The following is a 16,920-nucleotide window of genomic DNA, read 5'->3' on the forward strand; positions in this document are numbered from 1 at the left end:
CCCAAGATTTCGGGGGGCGCGCTTTCCAGGACGGCCAAGCCGTCTGGCCCAGGGCCCATGGAGCCCGCCCCCCTTCAGAACAGCCGCGTCAGGACTTCTGCGGGATCCGCGCGACCATGCGCATGGAGGTGGACAGTTCCTCCATCTGCAGCCACGGGCGCAGGTAGGCAACGGCGTTGTACACGCCCGGCTTGCCGGGCACTTCCTTCACCTCAACCTTCGCTTCGCGCAGCGGGTAGCGAGCGCGCATTTCCTGCCCGCCGCCTTCCGACGCGTTGACGTAGTTGCGGATCCAACGGTTCAGCCAATTCTCGACGTCGGTCGCCTCCATGAAGGAGCCGATCTTGTCCCGCGCCATCACCTTCAGGAAGTGCGCGAAACGGCTGGTCGCCATCAGGTAGGGCAGGCGCGCGGAGATTGCGGCGTTCGCCGTCGCTTCCGGGCGGTCGTACTTCTTCGGCTTCTGCACGGACTGGCCACCGAAGAACACGGCGTAGTCGGTGTTCTTGTAGTGGCAGAGCGGCAGGAAGCCGAGGCCGGAGAGCTCCGCCTCGCGACGATCGGTGATGCCGATCTCGGTCGGGCACTGCTGATCGCTGTCGCCGTCATCGGACTTGAAGACGTGCGTGGGCAGGTTGGAGACCTTGCCGCCGCCTTCCGCACCGCGGATCGCGACGCAGAAGCCGTACTGCGCGAAGGCGTCGGTGAGGCGCGCCCCCATGACGTAGGCGGCGTTCATCCAGTTGTAGCTCTCGTGCTCCATCTGCTTCGCGTTGCCGGCCGCATCGTACTCGGCTTCCTCGTAGTTGAACTCCTCGACCGGCTTGGTCGCGGAGCCATAGGGAAGCCGGGCGATGGTGCGCGGCATGACGAGGTTCACGAACCGCGCATCCTCGCTCTCGCGGAAGGCGCGCCACTTCGCGTATTCCGTCGTGTCGAAGATCTTGGCGAGGTCGCGCGGCTTGTCGAGCTCCTGCCAGCTGTCCATGCCGAACAGGCCCGCGCCGGCGGCCGAGATGAAGGGCGCGAAGGACGCGGCCGCCACCGAGGACATCAGGCGCAGCGTCTCGACGTCGTCGGGGTGGTTCGTCCACTCGTAGTCGCCGATGAGCGCGCCGTAAGGCTCGCCGCCGGGGGTGCCGAACTCGTTCTCGTAGAGCTTCTTGAAGATCTGGCTCTGGTCGAACTCCACGGCCTTCTGCAGGTCGCGCGAGAGATCCTTCTTCGACGCCTGGATCATCTTGATCTTGAGGCCGGTACCGGTCTCGGAGTTCATGACCAGGTAGTTCAGGCCGCGCCAGCTGCCTTCGAGCTTGTTGAAGCGCGGGTGGTGCATGATCTTGTTCAGCTGCTCGGAGAGCTTCTGATCGATCGCCGCGATGGCACGGTCGAAGGTGACCGTGAGGTTGCGGCTGAAGGTGACGGTGCCCTTCAGCGCTTCTTCGGTCAGTGCCTTGATCAGGTCCTGGGCGCGATCGCGCTCAGTCTGCTTGGTCGCGCCGATGACCTGATCGAGAAAGGAGACGCCACCTTCGGTGGTCGTCGTGGCCGCTGCCGCGGCGGAGCCCTGGGCCTCACTCATGATCTCTTATTCCTTCTTGTCGAGGCCGAGTTCGGACGACAGCTGCCCGAGCTTGTCCTTGTCCTGCAGAACGTCCTCGAGCATCTTTTCGAGGTCTTCGGAGCGGTCGACCTTGCTCATCAGGTCGCGCAGCTTGGAGCGGGTCTCCATCAGCGCCTTGAGCGCGGGGACCTGCTCGGCGACGCGCGCCGGGTCGAAATCGTCGAGCGACTTGAACTTCAGGTTCACGCCGAGCTGGCTGCCGTCGCCGGCGAGCGTGTTGTCGACCTTGAGGTTCAGGCCGGGCTGGATGCGCGCCATGACGTCGTTGAAATTGTCGCGGTCGATCTGGGTGAACTTGCGCTCGCCGAGCGGCTTCAGCGGCTCGGCCGGGTCGCCGGCGTAGTCGCCCATCACGCCGACCACGAACGGCAGCTCACGAACGACTTCGGCGCCCTCGGTCTCGACCTGATACGTGATGTGGACGCGCGGCTTCCGCACGCGCGCAAGCTTGTCGTGAACGCTGCTCATCGCCAACCCTTTCTAATTTCGTTTCTCGGAAACTGGCCGCGCAGCCAGACTGAACCGGAGCCTACGCAAACCCTAGCCCTATGGTCAACGGCACTCTCGATGAAGCTTCCCCCATCCGGCCGTCCCGTCAACCATCACCCTTCTGGCCGGTGAATACCCAGACGAACCAGCATCGCCTTGCGGGCGTCGCCTTCGGTCAGAACCTCGGCCAGCAACTCGTCCAGCGGCAAGCGCGCCCGCCGGGCGGTGTCCTCAAGAGTATACGCCACCGGGGAATGCGGCTCGGTCTTCTTGAACCAGGCCGCGATCTCCTCGATCTGCTTGATCGCGTCTTCCCGGGTGCGCATCGCGCGCGGACCGGGCGCGCCGCCGGGCATGGCCATGCCGCCGCCATCCATCATGCTGGCACCTCCCGCATCGCCATCGCCCGCCGCCGCCTCGCCCTCCTCGGTCGCGACCGTGGCGGCCTGCAACGGACCCACGATCTTCACTGCGATGCCGATCACTTCGTCAAGCAGCATCGTGACGTTGCGCGCAGACGGCGCGTTGCCCTTGAACGGATCGGTCAGCGCCTCATCCATCGCGACCCAGGCTTCGCGCGCGGCCATCGCCGCGAGGCCCACGGATTTGAGGAAGGCGCTGTCGGCGCGACCTTCGCGCTGCAGCACCTCGAGCTCGGGCACGCCTTCCTTCAGGCGCTTGGCCTTGCGCTCGGCATCGACGATGGCGGCCACTTCCTCAGCGCGCTTGTAGAGGAACAGGTCGCACATGCTGCCGTCGCCGCGCTTGAACATCGGCGTGCGGCGCAGCGGCTGCATCAGCGTGCCATCGGCCCCTTCGCCGGCGAGGCCGCCGACGGGAGAGGCGCGATCCTCGAGCCCCTCCGGCTCCTCGAGCGAGGGGAAGGCCTTGTCCCAGAACGTCTCCGCGATGCCCTTGATCAGCAGCCCGCCGGCTTGGACGCCGGTCAGACCATCCTGGCGCACCAGCGCCTCGGTCAGCCAGGCCGCGATCTCGAAATCCTTCGACTTGGTCTCGAGGATGTTGGTCGCGATCTTCTTCACGTCGCGCCAGTGGCCGGCGATCGCAACGGGGTCGGCATTTGGGTCGCCGCCGTCGAGCAGACGCTCGAGCGCACGGGCCTCGCCGCGCGCGCCGCGCAGCAGCTGGTAGGGAGCCTTGGGCGTGAAATCCGTCCGCATGTCCACGCCCGCGCCGTCACCTTCGGCGAGGGGCGCGAGCAGCGCCGCGAGGTCGATCGTCAGTTCAGACATGCCATTCCCCCTGAGCCCGGAGTGTAGCGCAACGCCTGCCGATGCAAAGCCGTATCGGAACGAATTTCTTCGTACCGTCTTGAAAACCCGTTCGGCGGCCAGGGCAAGGCCATGGACTTGATGCGTGCGCGCATCTAGTCTTCGATGCGTATTCGGGGGGGCTTGTCCGGGCGCGCGTTCGCACGCCCCAGGGCTCTTAAACCGCGGCGCTTTCGGCGTCGCTTTGCGGTGGGATGCGTTCCAGCATGATTGCTCTCGACCTGAAAACACTTGTCGGGCGGATGAACGCGCTTGCGCGCCGCCAGCTCGAAGGCGCTGCCGGGCTCACGCTCTCCCGCAGCCACTACAACGTCGAAATCGAGCATGTGTTGCTGAAGCTCATCGAGCTGCAGAATTCCGACATCTCGGTGATCATGCGCAAGGCCGGCATCGATGCCGGCAAGGTCGGCATGGAGATCACCCGCGCGCTGGACAAGCTGCGCACCGGCAATGCCCGCGCCCCTGCCCTGTCGCCCGACATCGTCACCTGGCTGCGCGAGGCCTGGCTGCTCGCCTCGCTCGAGGGCAAGGGCATCATCCGCTCCGGCCACCTGCTGATCGCGCTGTTGAACGATGAGACGCTGAGCCGCGGCCTCAAGGACAGCGCACCGAGCCTGATGGCGATCCCGGCCGACCAGCTTCGCCGCGGTCTGGAGGGCTTCACCGAAGGCAGCGACGAGGCCAATGACGCGGCCCCCGCTGGCAGCCCCGGCGCGGCCGCTGCCGGTGCCGCACCCGGCGAAGCGCCGCGCGGTGGCGGACCGCTCGATCAGTTCTGTACCGACCTCACGGCGCAAGCGAAGGCCGGCAAGATCGACCCGATCCTCGGCCGCGACGGCGAGATCCGCCAGATCATCGACATCCTCACCCGCCGCCGCCAGAACAACCCGATCTGCACCGGCGAGGCCGGCGTCGGCAAGACCGCGGTGATCGAGGGCCTCGCGCTGCGTCTCGCCGCCGGCGACGTGCCCGAGGCGCTGAAGAAGGTGCGGCTCATGGCGCTCGATCTGGGCATGCTCCAGGCCGGCGCGGGCGTGAAGGGCGAGTTCGAGAACCGCCTCAAGGGCGTGATCGACGGCATCAAATCCTCCCCGATCCCGATCGTGATGTTCATCGACGAGGCGCACCAGCTGATCGGCGCCGGCGGCGCCGCGGGCCAGAACGATGCGGCCAACCTGCTCAAGCCGGCGCTCGCGCGCGGCGAGATGCGCTGCATCGCGGCCACCACCTGGGCCGAGTACAAGAAGTACTTCGAGAAGGACGCCGCACTGACCCGCCGCTTCCAGGTGGTCAAGATCGACGAGCCGACCGAGCCTCTGGCCCGCGCCATGTTGCGCGGCCTGGTGCCGACGCTGGAGAAGCACCACGGCGTGCGCATCCTCGACGAGGCGATCGACGATGCGGTGCGGCTGTCGGCCCGCTACATCCCCTCGCGCCAGCTGCCCGACAAGGGCGTGTCGCTGCTCGACACGGCCTGCGCCCGCGTGTCCATGTCGCAGGCCGCGATCCCGGCCCCGATCGAGGACCGCATGCGCCGGCTGGACCTGGTCGCCGCCGAACTCGCCTCGCTCTCGCGCGAGGCGGTGACCGGTGCCGATCACCTCAAGCGCGTGACCGAGCTCGAGAGCGAGAAGGACCAGGCCTCGAAGGAGCTCGAGGCGCTGAACGTGCAGTGGGACGAGGAGAAGAAGCTCGTCGCGGTCATCAAGGAGCTGCGCACCGCGCTCGAGAATCCGCCCGAGCCTTTGGCCGAGGGTGAGGCCGCGCCGGCCGACCAGGCTGCCGATGCGGCCGATCCCGACAAGCTGCGTGCGGAGCTCGCCGAGGCGACCAACGAACTGCACAAGCTGCAGGGCGAGGAGCCGCTGGTCCACCCGCTGGTTGATGGCGCGGCGGTTGCCGAAGTCGTCGCCACCTGGACCGGCATCCCCGTGGGCCGGATGGTGTCGAACGAGATCAAGGGCGTGCTCGCGCTGGCCGAGACGCTGAAGACCCGCGTCATCGGCCAGGACCACGCGATGGAAGCGGTGGCCCAGGCCATCCGCACCAACCGCGCCGGCCTCACCGATCCGCGCAAGCCCGTGGGTGTGTTCATGTTCGCCGGCACCTCGGGCACCGGCAAGACCGAGACGGCGATGGCGTTGGCCGACCTGCTCTATGGCGGCGAGGGCAACATCACCATCATCAACATGAGCGAGTTCAAGGAAGAGCATAAGGTCTCGATGCTCATGGGCGCGCCGGCCGGCTATGTCGGCTATGGCGAGGGCGGCGTGCTGACCGAGGCGGTGCGTCGGCGCCCCTACTCCATCGTGCTGCTCGACGAGATGGAGAAGGCCCATCCGGGCGTCCAGGACGTGTTCTACCAGGTCTTCGACAAGGGCAACATGAAGGATGGCGAAGGTCGCGACATCGACTTCCGCAACTGCATCCTGATCATGACGTCGAATGCCGGCACCGACACCATCGCGAAGCTCTGCGCCGACCCGGACACGATGCCGGACCCCGAGGCGCTGGGCGAGGCGCTGCGCCCCGACCTGCTGAAGGTGTTCAAGCCCGCCTTCCTGGGCCGCGTGAACGTCATCATCTACTACCCGCTGCACGATGCGGTTCTGCGCAAGATCGTCGTCCTCCAGCTCAACCGCATCAACAAGCGGCTGAAGGAGACCTACGGCGTGCCGCTGGAGTACGGCCCCGAGCTGCCGCAGGCGATCGCCGCCCGCTGCACCGAGGTGGAGTCCGGCGCCCGCAACATCGAGAACATCCTCAATCGCACCCTGCTGCCCGAACTGTCCGGCCAGATCCTCGGCAAGCGCGCCGAAGGTGCCGAGATCACGAAAGTGGCAGTGGGTATTGCGGAGGACGGATCGTTCCGCTATACGATCGAATAGGTGATCGCTAGGACCGCAGGGCGGCACGGGGTCACAAGGACGTTTTGAGGTATTACGGCGGAGTATTTATTCCGCTAACCTATCGGTCAGGGGTGGACATGGGGTCTGCCTTCAACCGCGGGTTGTTGCAAAGGGAGAGACTACGATGACCATCATGATCGACTACGAAGGCGTTCCCGGCGAGTCCACGATCCAGGGCTTTGAAAAGTGGATCCCGGTCGAGTCCTGCCAGTTCGGCGTCGGCCGCGGCATCTCCTCCGCCTACGGCAACTCGACCCGCGAAGGTTCGATCGTGTCCGTGAGCGAGATCACCGTCTCCAAGCTGACCGATGGCGCGACCATCAAGCTGCTCGAAGAAGCCCTGCACGGCAAGCTGAACAAGATCGTCAAGATCGCGTTCCTGCGCACCGGTGCCGGCGCCGCCCAGGAATACCTGTCGTTCGAGCTGAACGGCACGGGCCTTTCGGGCTACTCGCTGTCGTCGGGCGGCGACCGCCCCTCCGAGAGCCTGTCGCTGAACTTCGACAAGTTCATCCTGAAGTACAACCCGATCGGCGACGACTTCTCGGGCAGCCCGGCGACCGTCGGCTGGGACCTGGCCAAGGCCGTCAAGGTCTGATGACGCGGGCCTTGGGGGCGGGCCTTGTGCCGGCCCCCAAGGCCACGCGATTGCCTACGCCGGGTCCGCTTTTGCCGGGCCCGGCGTTTGCGCGAAGTCACCGCCCGCACCTGGCAGGAAAGCGCTGACCCATGCCCATTCTGATGAAATTCGAAGGCTCGGACGGGACGGTCGATTCCCAGGGCTACGACAAATACATCCTGCTGGAAGACGTGGAGTGGGGCGTCGAGCGCAACCTCGACAGCGTCGGCGCGGACGCGAACAACCGGGCGCGACCGACCGTGCAGCACGTCAAAATCGTGAAGCTGCTGGACTTCGCGACCAGCAACCTGATGAACGAATTGCTCACCAACAAGCTGAACCGCTCCGTCATCATCGACTGGGTGCGCACCAACAAGACCGGCCAGCTCGAAGCCTATGCGCGGCTGACCCTCACCGATTCCACCATGACGAAGTACAAGCTGGCGATGGCCGGCGACCGTCCCGTGGACACCTGGATGATCGGGTTCAAGCAGTTCGAGCTGAAGACCTGGACCTGGAGCAACGACAGCGCCGGTGACTCGGCCAGCGCCAACTACGACCTGTACCAGGGGCGCTGAGCCCCTTCCGGCGGTCGGCGGAGCGGGCCTGACCGCACCCGGTCGCGACACGGCAGCGACATACAAGCCAACGCCGATAAGGATTGGGCGCGATCGCGCCGATCCGACCCTCAGCTCAGGTCGGGACGTCCACCACCACCGCGGTGACATTGTCCCGCGCGCCCCTCTCGACGGCGAGATCGACCAGCGCGCTCGCGCCGAGGCCTGACGCCATGATGCCGGCGATCTCGGCCTCGGGCAGCGCCTTGAACAGCCCGTCGCTGCACAGCAGGAACCGGTCGCCGGTCATGATGCGGCCGGAGAGCTTGTCCAGCATCAGGTCGCCGTGGCCGCCGATCGCGCGCGTGATGACGTTGGCCTGCGGGTGCTGCTCCGCCTCAGCCTCGCTCAGCGTCCCCTGGTCGACAAGCTCCTGCACCAGGGAATGGTCGCGCGTCACCCGGCTGAGCGTGCCGTTGCGAAGCATGTAGATGCGCGAATCGCCGGCCCATAGGCAGGCGAAATGGCCACCGCGCGCCAGCAGCACGACGACCGTCGATGCCAGGATCTGGCTCGGCCCGCGCCGCTCCGCCTCAGCCTGCAGCTCGGCATGCACGGCGGTGAGGCGCAGGCGGATCTGCGCCAGCAGCTCGGCTGCGGACAGTCCCGCCGGCATCTGCCCGAGCGATTCCGCGATCGCGGTGGAGGCGACATCGCCCGAGCCGTGGCCGCCCGCGCCATCCGCGACCACCCAGAGCCCAATCTCCGCCTTGTCCACCAGCGCGTCTTCGTTGCGCTTGCGGACCGCGCCCGGATGGGTCACCGCCTCCGATTTGAGCAATCCGCTCATGCGCCGCTCTCCGGGTCCTGGTTGTGCAACAACAAGATGAAGCTCTCCGCGGGCGGCAGTTCGGGCAGGGGCCAGACCATCGGCGACAGGTGGGCGCCGCCGAGGGTCCACCACCCGCCATGTTCGGGGCGGATGAGCGGCGCGTGCGGCGGCGCGTCGTTGGTTGCGACGTCATGCGCGGCAACCGCCGGAGGTGCGGCATCCGGGAACGGTTGGGCTGCGGCGATCTGGGCGGCCGCCACGGAGGCTACCATCGCAGCGGTCGACTCAGCCGCGGGATCGGTCGGCTCCGTGTGCGCGAACCCGATGTCGGCGTCGCCCGGCAACCGGCGCCCGCGATCGCCGGTTGAGGCTTCCTCGGTGCTGCCGGTCACCGCGCCCTGCCCTCCGCTTGCGTCGGGCGCCGGTCCGGCTGCGGCCGTCGCGCTGTTCGGGCGCACCTCCACCGTGTCGGCGAGCAGTTCATCCCAGTTCTCGTCGGTCACCCCCGATGCGACGGTTTCGGAGATGCCGCCGGATGCCTCGGTCGTCGCCCTGCCGGTCTCCGGATCGCCCAGCAGGTTGCCCCACATGTCGCCGGCCTCCGGCATGTCCGCCATCGGAGGTGGCGCGGCGAGCGGCGCGTCGCCGATCACGTCGCTCCAGTCGACCGGCGTGGCGGATGGCACGACCGGGCCATCGAGCGGGTCCTCTTTCGGCGCAGGATCGGCCGGCGCGTCGCCCAGCAGCGCGCCCCACATGTCGTCCGCCGCGGGCACCACGCTCTCGGCCGGGCCTTCCATCGGGTCCGCGCCGAGCGGTGAATCCCAGTTATCCGCGACGCTCGTCGGCGCGGCGGCCACAGGCGCCGGTTCGGCAAAGGCGGCTGCCGCCATCCCGCCGCCGAGCATCCCGAGCACATCGCCAGAAGTCGCGCCCGCCTCGGGCGCCGCATCCGGGGAAGACTGCATCGCCCTGATCATCCCATCCGCATCGAGCGCGCCCTGCCGCGCGGCGCGGACCGCCGCTTCCAGCCGCGTGAACCAGCTTTCCTCGGCGACCACGCCCGGCGGCAGCAGCGCTGCCGCCGTAAGGGGGAAGCGCCGCCCGACCGTGTCCTCGGAAGGCAGCATCACGCCGGCCACCGCATCGGGCCCGCACACGCCGGCCGGCAGGGAGAAGCGCCAGGCCGGCGCCTCGTCCCACACGGCGGCGAAGCCGGCGTCGAGCTGCTCGCGTGCCGCCGCGACGCCGGCCGCGAGCCAGGCGTCCCAGGGCGCCACAAAACTGCTCGGCAGGCCCCGGCGCACGAAATCTCCGTGCGCCGGCATCTTGCCGTAGATGCCGAGCGCGAGCGGCGCGCCGCTCAGTTCGGGCTGAGCGTCGGGCATCGGAACTCCGCCAGGTCGCGCAACCCGAAGGGGTGCTTCGAGCTCCCCGCCCGCAATTCGAAGACGATGGAGCGGTCACCATGCTGGACGTTGACCCGTAGCCGCGTGGGGTCGTTCGTTGCCTGCAGGGTGGATTGCCGCCGCAGGATCAGGCGCAGCGCCGACCAGCCGCCATCGAAGTTCAGCGTCCCGGCCGAAGACGCCGGCTCGAAGGTCAGCGTCGTGTTGGTCCGCGACGGCCAGGAGAGCGGCAGCGGGCGGGACGGCCCGTCGCGGCGGATTTCCGTGCGCAGACCCTCGGCTTCCAGCACGGCGCCGGCAGCGCCCGGGTCCATGCCCTGGGGCACGATCTCGAAGCGCAGCCCGGCCGCGGCGACACCGGGGAAGAAGGCGTCGCGGATATTCGCCGCGCGCTGGAACTGCGCCACATCCGCCGGCGTGATCGGCGGCGCGAGGCCGGAGGCCGCGACCGGCCGCCACACCGCCTGCGTCGTGTCCACATACTGGCGGACCTGCTGGGTGAAGAACTGGTCCAGCACCCCGGCCGGCCCGAAGAAGCGGGTGAAGTCGTCGACCGGCATCTCCTGGCCATCGACGCGGAACGGGAAACGTCCCTCCATCGCCCGGCAGCTCGGCAGCAGCCCGCCGGCGGCACCGGCAGCACCCGCGATGGCGGCGCGCGCGCCACCCGTACGCGCGGTGGAGGTCTGCGTGGACAGCCCGGCCAGCCAGCGGCCCAGCGGCTGCGGCGCGCGGGCCGCCTCGGCCGAAAGGCGCTGCCCGGGATCCAGCCCGACCGGTGGCGGCAGCACCGTCCCCGGCGGGGCGGTGGCGAGCCGCGCGACCTGCACATAGAGGTCGTTGATGATGGTCAGGATGCCTTCGAGCGGTTGGCCCGAGGCGGCACGCAGCGCCTCGAACCGCGTCTCCACCACGCGTGCGACGGGGTCCGACACCTTGGGCTCCGGCGGGCCACCCTGCGCCGCCGCGACGCGCGCGGCCGAACCGGTCGGGGCCGGCGGCGTCACGCCCTCTGGCGGCGTGCCGACCGAGAGCTCACGCGAGATGGAGCGCAGCATGTCGCGCAGCGGTGAATTCGGCGCGCCGAGGATGTTGAGGCCCTCCGCCGCATTCTGCAGCCCGTTGAAGCCCGGCAGTGCCAGGTCGTCGAGCATCTGCTGCCAAACCGAGGCGTATTCGTTGGCATAGATGGTCAGCACCTGCTCCTCGATGCGCGGCAGGTCCTCGGTCCGCTGCGCCGCGGCCGCCGGGCCGAGCACCCAGCTTTCCTGCGCGCCGACGCGGATCGCGTCGCCGAGCGCGGGCAGCAGCGCGCGGTAGAAGCCATTGACGGTGTAGAGCCCGGCGATGCCCTCCGTCAGCGGCCGGCCCGAGGCGCGGGTGAAGAAGCGCTGCCCCGCCGCACCGGCGGCATCCGAAGGCCGCCACGGCGGGATGTTCGCGGCCACCGTGCGCATGCGCGCGTAGATGCGGTCGGCCAGCGGCAGGCGCGAGAAGATGCGCCGCGCCTCATCGACCAGCGCGCCGTCAAGCGGATAGACCTGCATGTTCGCCAGGTTGAGCATCGCGTCCAGGTGCTGCGCGAGCGCGACGCGCGTCGGTTCGCCGATCGCGCCCGGATAGGCGCGCGCCCATTCGACCTGGAACCACTGCTTGACCAGCTCCTTGTCCATCGGCCCTTCACCGCCGATCATCAGATAGACGCGCGTGGCTTCGTAGAGAAATTCCGGCCGCTGGAAGCCGCCGCGGATCTGCAGTTCCAGCCGCGCGAGGATGCGCGGAAGGAAGCTGCGTTCGAGGGCGCGGCGATAGGCGCTCTCCGCACCCGCGACCAGCTTCTCCTCCTGGCTGAGGCCCAGCCAGGCGCCGTCGCCACGCGCCGCCGGCGGCAGGTCGCGCGCCGCGGCCATGTAGGGGAGAACGCGCTGGAACTCGGCGTCCGTGATGCGGTCGAACGGTACGCCCTGCGTCGCCTGCTCGGCCTTCGTCAGCTGCTCCGCGAGTCTCGCCGTGCGGGTTTGCTCGGCGCTCCAGGCGGTGTAGCCGAAGAAGCCGCCACCCAGGATCATCAGCAGCGCGAGCGACCAGGCGATGGCACTCACGATGCGCTTGCGCTTCTCGAGCCCACGGTTGCGCGCGGCCAGCCGCGCCTCGTTGAACACCACATCCTTGAGCAGCCGCCCCAGGAAATAGGCGCGCCCCTTCTGCCCCATCACCGCGGCCGGACGCCGCGCATCGAGCCCGAAATTGCGGCTGATCGCGCCCGCGAGCCGATCCAGCGGCGAGCCTTCCTGGGTGCCGGAGGTGAAGTAGAATCCGCGCAGGAAGGGCGCCGGCTCCAGCCGCGTCCCCGCGAACCCTGCCTGGAGGAAGGCGCCGAGCGGGCCTTCGAGGGCGGCAAACTGCGCCGGGAAGCCGGCCAGCGCCGCGCGCTGCTGCGGCCCGCGCTCCTGCTGAAGCCGTTCCACGACGCGCTCCTGCAGCCGCGTCAGCAGCGCCTGGAACTCGGCGGCGAAGAGGCCCACCGCGCCCTCGGCATTCTTGCCGGCGGGGAAGGTCGCGCCCCAGACCTGCTCGCGCCCGTTTTTGTCGAGGTCGTCGAAGAACTCGACGAAGCCGGGGATCAGGTCGGCCTTGCTGATCAGCACATAGACCGGCAGCCGCTGCCCCAGATTCTCCTCGAGCTCCTTGATGCGCCGGCGCACCGCGCGGGCATGCTGCTCGCGCTCGGCCGGACCCAGCCGCGCGATCATGTCCATGCCGAACGCCACCAGCACGCCGTTCAGCGGCTGCTTCGGCCGGTTCTTCTTGAGCAGACCGAGGAAACGCTCCCACCCGGCCTTGTCGGCCGAGGCGTCGGAATCCTGCGTCGTGTAGCGCCCGGCCGTGTCGATCAGCACGGCGCGGTCGGTCAGCCACCACTCGCACAGCCGCGTGCCACCGACACCCTGCAGCTTGCCGCCATCGGCGAGCGGGAATTCGAGGCCGGAATTGGCCAGCGCGGTGGTCTTGCCCGAACCCGGCGGGCCAATGATCACATACCAGGGCTGGTCATACAGGAACCCGCCCTTGCCGCCCTTCGCCTTGCGCAACGCCGCCATGGCGTTGGCGAGTTTCTCGCGCAGCTCGGCCTCTTCCTCGGCGGCCTGGTCGGCCCCGGCATCGGCCTCGGCCGCGCCCTGCATGAGGTTGAAGTCGCGCTTCCGGCGCCGCCGCTCCATCAGGAAGATGACCAGCAGGCACACCAGGAAGATCACGGCGCAGGTCGCGAGCCGCGAGATCTGCGTCTCAAAGGGCCGGAAGCCATCGATGACGATGAGCGGGCTGAACAGGTAGATGATCGGCAGGACCATCGCCACGCCCATCATCGCGACGAGGGCACGGCCTTTGAAGAAGGGAGCGAATGCTTCCATCTCAGTTCACTCCCCAGAACAGCACGACTTCGATGCGGCGATTGGCCTCGCGGCCCTCCGGTGTCGTGTTTGGCTGCAGCGGGTCGGAATCCGCCTTGCCTTCCGCGGAGAAGCGGCGCGGGTCGCCGGTGACGGCGGCGATCTGCGCCATGGTCGAATCCGCGCGCGCGCGGGACAGTTCGAAGTTCGACGGGAAGCGCGCGGTGCGGATCGGCTGGTTGTCGGAATGGCCGATGATCTGCACCCGCCCCGGCTCCTCGCGGAGTGCCAGGCCGATGCGGCTCATCAGGTCGTTGAAGCGCGGCTCCAGCGTCGCCGAGCCCGAGGGGAACATGCCGCGGCTCGCGATGCGCACGGTCACGCTGCGCGCATCCCCGAACACGGTGACCAGGCCGGCATCGATCTCGGGCTTGAGGAATTCGCGGAACCGCACCATCGGGCTCTGGCGCACGACGGCGTTTGGCGCGGGCGGCGGCGGCGCGGGCGGGCGCGGCGGTGCGCTGCGCTCGATCTCGGGCAGGCGGCCGGGTGGCAGTCGGGCGAGGCGGCCGTACAGATCATCCGAGGCATCGGCGAGCGAATTGCTCAGGTAGTACCAGCCGCCACCGAGACACAGGAGGGCGAAGCAGGCCGCGACCCAGGCGGGAATGCCGCGCCCGGGGCCGCGATGGGGCGCATCCTCGCCCTTCCAGCGCGGCGAAAGCTCGCGCTCGAACTGCCCGCGAAGCTGCACGAGCAGCTGATAGAGCCCCTCGCGGATGCGGTCGAGTTCGGAAGCCCCGCGCGGCGAAAGGCGATAGCGACCCTGGAAGCCCAGCGAGAGGCAGAGATAGGCAACCTCCATCGCGTGCAGCCAGCGGCCGGGTTCCTTCTGCATGCCCGCCATTACGTCGAAGAAGCGGTCGCCCGACTTCACCTCCTGGTGGAAGGTCGAGACGAGCGAGCGCGTCGACCAGTTGGACTGGATGCCCCATTGCTGGGCGAGCACCACGTCGTCGAGGCTGGCGCAGATCAGGTAGTGGCCGGCGCGCAGCTGCTCGGCGGAGATGCCGGCGTCGCGGGCATCAACCTCGAATTGACGCAGGGCGCGGACCGCGCGTTCGCGCAGATCATCGGCATTGGGCTGGCTCGCCATGCCCGCCTGCGCGACGCGCGCGAGCAGGTCCAGCAACGGTGCCGCGGCAGCGGCGAGAGGGCCGATACCGACCTTGGGGATGGCCTCCGCCTCGCCCGCCAGGCGCGGCGCGGACTGCCCGGCCGGGGCTGGCCCGGCACCCCCGGGCATACCCCCGCCCGGCATGCCACCACCGCCACCCTGGTAGGGCGGCGGTGCGGCCGGCCTGGGGCCGGCGGGCGACGGCCCCGCTGGTCTCGGGCCCGCGGGCCCGCGAACGACGGTCTTGTCGCTGTCATTGGGTTCGGCAAACGGGTTGTCGCTCATCCGCGGATCGCCCAGAGTTCGATTTGCAGGCCCGGAAATTCACCGGAGACATGGATCGCGAAGGCGCCGGAATTCTGCATCTGCGCCCAGTGCGGGGAGCCACGGTCCAGTTCGAAATAGGTCGCACCCGCGGTGAACGGGATCTGCCGCGGTGCCACCGGCAGCGGCCGGATCGCGATGCCCGGCAGGGCCACGTTCACCAGCTCGCGGATGTGCTCGACCGCGCCGATCTTGACCTGGTTGGGGAACAGCCGGCGCAGCTGCTCGCCGGGCAGGTCCGCCTGCACCGTCATCACGAAGGAGGAGGCGCGCAGCAGGTTGCGATCCACGATCGGGCCCACGCGCACGCCGAACTTGCGGTCCTGCAGCGGGATGGCGACCGCGTTTGTCTCGAGCACCGCGGAGAGCGAGCGCCGGATATCGGCGACCACGGGCGCGAAGCTGCGCTGCAGATCCTCATGCCGGTAGGCCGGGTAGGCCGTCGCGCGCTTGTCCGGCGCGGTGAAGGTGGCGAGTTCGCCGGCGATCTGCACCAGCGAGGCATACAGCGTCTCGGGATGCACATTCGCCGCATCGGCCCAGTGCGCCAGCAGCGGCTGGCAGCGATTGACCGTCTGCAGCAGCATGAAGTCCGCGACCTCAGCGACGCCGCGTGAGCCGGGCTGCGTCAGCCGCGCGGCGAGTGCTTCGGCGCGCTGCCCGAACATGCCGACGAGCTCGCCGATCAGGTTTGCCAGCGGCGGTGCGGCCGAGGCGCGCAGGCACGGCGGGATGAACCGCTCGTCGACCACCACGCGGCGATCCGCCTGCACCTCGACCACACGCGCAAGCCCGATGCAGGAGAAGCCGGGCCGCTCCTCCGTCTCGAGCATGAAGCGCAGGCGCGGGCGGCCGATCTGCAACTCGGCCGGCATGGTGGACTGGCTGTGCGTGTCATAGGCCTCGAAGCTGCGCAGGCCGTAGCGCGCGGTCATTGCATCGGGCCCGTCGCCGGCGGTGACCTCGGCCGCACCCGGCTGGCGCACGGGAAGTGCCAGGAACACCACGCAGTTGCGCAGCCCCTCGGGCAGGTCGAGCGGCGTGGGTTGGTCGGCATCGCCGGGGACGGCGAAGGGCGTGCCGTCCTCCATGATGCCCGAGCACGACGCGATGGCGAATTTCCCCGCCGCGAGCAGGTCGCGGTCGAGCGAGAGCTCCGTCACCCCCCAGGGATGCGCGCGCAGCGGTGCGGCGCGCATCTGCACGAGGTGTTCGGCATACCGGTCCGCCTGCTGGAAGTGCTGCGAGCGGAGGAACATGCCCTCCTGCCACACGACCTTGTCGTTCCACGCCATCCAGGCTTGTCCCCCTGCCCAAAACCACGGGCCTCACGTCACGCCGCCCGATCGATCCTAGATCAGATCATCCCGGCCCGCATCAGTCCCTGGGATGAAGATCGCCGTCACGGCGATTTCTTTCCCGGCCGGTTTTTTTCCCCGACTATTTTTTCGAAGCCTGCTCATAGGCCCGGGCAAATTCCTTGCCGAAGGCGCTGTCGAAATCATCGTCGAACTGGTCGCTGACCTGCTGGTGAAGCTTCTTGTACGCCTCCCAGTATTTTTTCTCGCGACTGGCAAAGAGGCCGCTGCTGGTGGCGTCCGCCCCCTCCACCACGGCCGGTGCGAGCTTCTCGAGCAGGGCGCGCGCCGCCGCCTGGGTCGCCGCGAGCGTGGCCACCTGGTGCGCGGTGAGATCGGCGACCGTCTCGGCCAGGGCGGCGACGCTTTTCTGCGGGCCGAGCTGGATCATCCCCGCGATCGCCTGCTCGTCGGAGGCGGAGAACTTTACCGGGTTGTTCGCGCCAGCGCGGAGCATGGTCTGCTCGATGCGGAACTCGCGCTTCACGTCGGCCCGCGCGATCAGCAACGCGCGCATGCCGCCGATCGCCGCGGCGAAGGCGGCGCCCAGCGATTGCAGCGTCTCCTCGGGGCTGGCGCGCAGGGGCACCGATCCGAGCCCGGCACCGGCGAGGAAGGCAGCCAGGCCCGCGGCCGCGTCGCCGCCACCATTGGCCGAGGGTACATAGGCAGGAGGCGCCGGCGCGAATGCCGGCGCGGCGGCGGGGGCCGGGGGCGCCGCCACCGGCACCGAGGCCACCACCACCGGAGCCGCCGGCGGCGGGCCGCTATTGGCCACCGGCACATCCTCGCGGAACGGATCCGCGTCGTCGCCGTGGAACTGCGTCATCGGCGGCGGCACGGCATCGGCGGCGGGCGCAAAGGCGGCGGGCGGGGGCGATGCCGGCGGCGGTGCGAAGGCGGCCGGTGCCGCCGACGCGGGCGCGGACGGATAGGCC

At 69.0% G+C, this 16,920-nt stretch carries 12 protein-coding genes; 3 read left to right on the top strand and 9 right to left on the bottom strand.

The window, feature by feature from the left end:
* Positions 1-88: 88 nt before the first annotated feature.
* The 3 genes from tssC to tssA form a co-directional block, all read right to left on the bottom strand.
* Complete coding sequence (tssC, locus tag GXW79_RS10000) at positions 89-1,582, bottom strand: type VI secretion system contractile sheath large subunit (RefSeq protein WP_211874236.1); 1,494 nt, start codon at positions 1,580-1,582, stop codon at positions 89-91.
* Between the two features lie 6 nt (positions 1,583-1,588).
* Positions 1,589-2,092: a type VI secretion system contractile sheath small subunit gene (gene tssB, locus GXW79_RS10005; protein WP_211874260.1), complete on the bottom strand. Its 504-nt coding sequence runs from the start codon at positions 2,090-2,092 to the stop codon at positions 1,589-1,591.
* Between the two features lie 134 nt (positions 2,093-2,226).
* Entirely contained in the window at positions 2,227-3,366 is a 1,140-nt protein-coding gene (tssA, locus tag GXW79_RS10010; RefSeq protein ID WP_211874237.1) for a type VI secretion system protein TssA, read from the bottom strand.
* A 281-nt stretch (positions 3,367-3,647) separates the two neighbouring features.
* On the opposite strand from tssA, the gene tssH reads away from it, so the two are divergent.
* The 3 genes from tssH to GXW79_RS10025 all read left to right on the top strand — a co-directional run bounded on the left by tssH (position 3,648) and on the right by GXW79_RS10025 (position 7,511).
* Positions 3,648-6,293, top strand: a complete 2,646-nt coding sequence (gene tssH, locus GXW79_RS10015; protein ID WP_408901550.1) for a type VI secretion system ATPase TssH — start codon at positions 3,648-3,650, stop codon at positions 6,291-6,293.
* Between the two features lie 145 nt (positions 6,294-6,438).
* Positions 6,439-6,912 carry an Hcp family type VI secretion system effector gene (locus GXW79_RS10020; protein ID WP_211874239.1) on the top strand — a complete coding sequence of 158 codons (474 nt, stop codon included), beginning with the start codon at positions 6,439-6,441 and terminating at the stop codon, positions 6,910-6,912.
* 131 nt (positions 6,913-7,043) lie between these two features.
* Positions 7,044-7,511 (top strand): Hcp family type VI secretion system effector, encoded by a 468-nt coding sequence (locus GXW79_RS10025; protein ID WP_211874240.1) that lies wholly within the window; start codon positions 7,044-7,046, stop codon positions 7,509-7,511.
* Positions 7,512-7,626: 115 nt separating this feature from the next.
* Here GXW79_RS10025 and GXW79_RS10030 read toward each other — a convergent pair whose 3' ends face one another.
* The 6 genes from GXW79_RS10030 to tagH all read right to left on the bottom strand — a co-directional run.
* Positions 7,627-8,340, bottom strand: coding sequence for a PP2C family protein-serine/threonine phosphatase (locus GXW79_RS10030; RefSeq protein WP_211874241.1), 714 nt, complete (start codon positions 8,338-8,340; stop codon positions 7,627-7,629).
* Positions 8,337-9,710 (bottom strand): type VI secretion system-associated protein TagF, encoded by a 1,374-nt coding sequence (tagF, locus tag GXW79_RS10035; RefSeq protein WP_211874242.1) that lies wholly within the window; start codon positions 9,708-9,710, stop codon positions 8,337-8,339. The genes GXW79_RS10030 and tagF overlap by 4 nt, the downstream gene beginning before the upstream one ends.
* Positions 9,686-13,144, bottom strand: a complete 3,459-nt coding sequence (gene tssM, locus GXW79_RS10040) for a type VI secretion system membrane subunit TssM (RefSeq protein ID WP_211874243.1) — start codon at positions 13,142-13,144, stop codon at positions 9,686-9,688. The genes tagF and tssM overlap by 25 nt, the downstream gene beginning before the upstream one ends.
* Position 13,145: 1 nt before the next feature.
* Positions 13,146-14,585 (bottom strand): type VI secretion system protein TssL, long form, encoded by a 1,440-nt coding sequence (gene tssL / locus GXW79_RS10045; RefSeq protein WP_211874244.1) that lies wholly within the window; start codon positions 14,583-14,585, stop codon positions 13,146-13,148.
* Complete coding sequence (gene tssK, locus GXW79_RS10050; protein WP_211874245.1) at positions 14,582-15,919, bottom strand: type VI secretion system baseplate subunit TssK; 1,338 nt, start codon at positions 15,917-15,919, stop codon at positions 14,582-14,584. Before tssK ends, tssL begins: the two co-directional genes overlap by 4 nt.
* Positions 15,920-16,064: 145 nt before the next feature.
* Positions 16,065-16,920: type VI secretion system-associated FHA domain protein TagH (gene tagH, locus GXW79_RS10055; RefSeq protein WP_211874246.1), on the bottom strand; the 856-nt coding region annotated here is incomplete at its 5' end.

Origin of the sequence: Plastoroseomonas arctica, assembly GCF_018128965.1 — a bacterium.
GTDB classification, from domain to species: domain Bacteria; phylum Pseudomonadota; class Alphaproteobacteria; order Acetobacterales; family Acetobacteraceae; genus Plastoroseomonas; species Plastoroseomonas arctica.

Bases quoted from the DNA above. Each gene is read 5' to 3' on its own strand.
- tssC (WP_211874236.1), bottom strand. From the start codon at position 1,582: ATGAGTGAGGCCCAGGGCTCCGCCGCGGCAGCGGCCACGACGACCACC.
- tssB (WP_211874260.1), bottom strand. From the start codon at position 2,092: ATGAGCAGCGTTCACGACAAGCTTGCGCGCGTGCGGAAGCCGCGCGTC.
- tssA (WP_211874237.1), bottom strand. From the start codon at position 3,366: ATGTCTGAACTGACGATCGACCTCGCGGCGCTGCTCGCGCCCCTCGCC.
- tssH (WP_408901550.1), top strand. From the start codon at position 3,648: ATGAACGCGCTTGCGCGCCGCCAGCTCGAAGGCGCTGCCGGGCTCACG.
- GXW79_RS10020 (WP_211874239.1), top strand. From the start codon at position 6,439: ATGACCATCATGATCGACTACGAAGGCGTTCCCGGCGAGTCCACGATC.
- GXW79_RS10025 (WP_211874240.1), top strand. From the start codon at position 7,044: ATGCCCATTCTGATGAAATTCGAAGGCTCGGACGGGACGGTCGATTCC.
- GXW79_RS10030 (WP_211874241.1), bottom strand. From the start codon at position 8,340: ATGAGCGGATTGCTCAAATCGGAGGCGGTGACCCATCCGGGCGCGGTC.
- tagF (WP_211874242.1), bottom strand. From the start codon at position 9,710: ATGCCCGACGCTCAGCCCGAACTGAGCGGCGCGCCGCTCGCGCTCGGC.
- tssM (WP_211874243.1), bottom strand. From the start codon at position 13,144: ATGGAAGCATTCGCTCCCTTCTTCAAAGGCCGTGCCCTCGTCGCGATG.
- tssL (WP_211874244.1), bottom strand. From the start codon at position 14,585: ATGAGCGACAACCCGTTTGCCGAACCCAATGACAGCGACAAGACCGTC.
- tssK (WP_211874245.1), bottom strand. From the start codon at position 15,919: ATGGCGTGGAACGACAAGGTCGTGTGGCAGGAGGGCATGTTCCTCCGC.